We start from the raw sequence: 2,134 nt of genomic DNA, 5'->3' as shown, positions 1-2,134 counted from the left end.
GGGGGGGGGGGGGGGCGGCCCGGTCAGGCGGCCGACCGTCTGCGGGGCCGGGGTGCCGGGTGTCGTGAGTGTGCCGGGGTGCGGGCCGGGGTGTGCGCCGGGGTGCGGGCCGGGGTGCGCGCCGGGTGGCTGAGCCGGACGGCTGCCGTCCGGACGCGTGCCGTCCGAGCGCGAGCGACGGGTGAAGCGAGCGACCATCGCCCGATCCTCGCACGGCGGGTGCCCGGCCGCGTGTCAGTAGCCGCCGATAACATCGAACACATGTACGACGGCGAGGTGGGGGGTGGCACGGCGGTCGAGGTGTGGGACCTCCTCGGCCCGCAGCTGCACGCCGTGCTCCCGTCGACAGCCCTCCGCGCGGAGGAGCTGGCGGGCGTGCTCCCGGGCACCGACCTCGCGTGGCTCCTCGAGCAGGGGAGCGTCGAGGACGCCGACGACGACACCGTGGTCGAGGCCGTCGCCGGCTGGCAGCGCCTGGTCGCGTGGGCCGCCGCGGGTGCGGCGAGGGCCGCGGCAGAGCTCGCCGACCGCCCCTCGATGAACCCGGTCTGGCCGCGGTCGGCCGGGACGGTCGCGGAGCGCAACGTCGCAGGCGAGGAGCTCGCGATGGCCCTGAGCTGCTCGCGGACGGCCGCACGGGCGCTCGTGCGGGACGGCCGGGCGTTCCAGGGCGCGCTCGCCGCGACGGGCGACGCGCTGGGCCGCGGAGAGATCGACCTCGCCAGGGCCCGCGTGCTGGTCCGGGCGCTGGCGGATGTGCCCGTGCCGCTGGCGCTGGACGTCCAGGACGCGGTGCTGCCTGCCGCTCACTGCCGCACGGCCGCCCAGCTCGGTCAGGACGTCGCCCGAGCCCTCGTGGTTGCAGACCCGGCCGGTGCCCACACCCGCCACGAGGTCGCGGCACGGGGGCGCCACCTCGACCGTCCGCGCTTCCTTCCCGACGGGATGGCGGGAGTCTGGGCCGTGCTGCCGGCCGCCGACGCGGCCCGGCTCGACGCGGGGATCGATGCCCTGGCACGGTCGGCGCGGTCGCTCGGGGACCCGCGCACGCTCGACCAGCTGCGCGCGGACGTCCTCGTTGACCTCACGACGGGCCGGGTGCCCGCGGGGGCTGGGAACCAGGACGCGCGGCGCCCCGGCCGGCGCTCCGAGATCCGCGTGACGGTGCCGCTGACCACCCTGCTCGGCCTGACCGACGAGCCGGGCGAGCTGGCCGGCTACGGCCCCATCACGGCCGAGGTCGCCCGTGCGCTCGCCCGCGAGGGCACCTGGCGGCGCCTCGTCACCGATCCGCTGTCCGGCACCGTGCTCGACGTCGGGCGCACCACCTACCGCCCACCCGAGGCGCTCGCCGACCACGTCCGTGCGCGCGACCGTCGGTGCGCGCGGCCCGGCTGCGGTGCCACGGCGGAGTCCTGCGACCTCGACCACACCGTGGAGTACGGGCGTGCCCTGGGGCCCACGAGCGCCGAGAACCTCGGTCCGCTGTGCCCGCGGGACCACGCCGTGAAGACCGACGGGGGCTTCGCGCTCGCGCAGGTCGCGCCGGGTGTGTTCGAGTGGACCACGCCGGCGGGCCGGCGGTACCGCGTCACGCCCGGTGACCACGGTGCCGTGGAGCGGCTCGCGGCGGTGCGGGCGGGGGCGGGTCCCGCGGGGCCCCCGCCGTTCTGAGTCCTGGCGGTACGCTCGTTCCCGCCCCACGGCCCCGACGGGGCCACGCGCCTGTAGCTCAGGGGATAGAGCACCGCTCTCCTAAAGCGGGTGTCGGCAGTTCGAATCTGCCCAGGCGCACCAGGGTGTTTGTGCAGGTCAGGGCCGATCGATGCGCGTCTTCTGCAGGGGCTGCCTGGGCGCACTCCCTCCCTTGTGGTCAGCGTATGGTCAGCGGTTCTTCCCAGGATGCGGACGTCTGACCAAGAACGTGGAAGGCCTACGGACCGGCACCAGCCTCCGCCCGGCGTCTCCAGTCGCCGTGTGGCCCGCAACGAGTCATCTGAGGGGTTAGCCCTGAGATGGGTCTCCGCCCGCTCCCCGGAAGTGAGGGCGCGTGAGCCTGAGGCTGGGGCGGCGTCTCCGCGCGGTACCGCTGGGGGGAAACCGCCGCGGTGCCGATATCCGCTGCGATGTGACG

At 76.0% G+C, this 2,134-nt stretch carries 1 protein-coding gene and 1 tRNA gene; both read left to right on the top strand.

Annotated features, from left to right (window positions below):
• The first annotated feature begins 261 nt into the window (after window positions 1-261).
• Complete coding sequence (locus PKY62_RS13160; protein WP_324537685.1) at window positions 262-1,674, top strand: HNH endonuclease signature motif containing protein; 1,413 nt, start codon at window positions 262-264, stop codon at window positions 1,672-1,674.
• Between the two features lie 47 nt (window positions 1,675-1,721).
• Window positions 1,722-1,797: transfer RNA gene (locus tag PKY62_RS13155), tRNA-Arg, on the top strand.
• Window positions 1,798-2,134: the final 337 nt, after the last annotated feature.

The organism is Actinotalea sp. (assembly GCF_035443605.1).
Classification (GTDB): Bacteria; Actinomycetota; Actinomycetes; order Actinomycetales; family Cellulomonadaceae; genus Actinotalea.
The sequence above is the reverse complement of the archived record's forward strand: the minus strand, read 5'-3'. Positions and strand labels throughout refer to the sequence as shown.

Bases quoted from the DNA above. Each gene is read 5' to 3' on its own strand.
- PKY62_RS13160 (WP_324537685.1), top strand. From the start codon at position 262: ATGTACGACGGCGAGGTGGGGGGTGGCACGGCGGTCGAGGTGTGGGAC.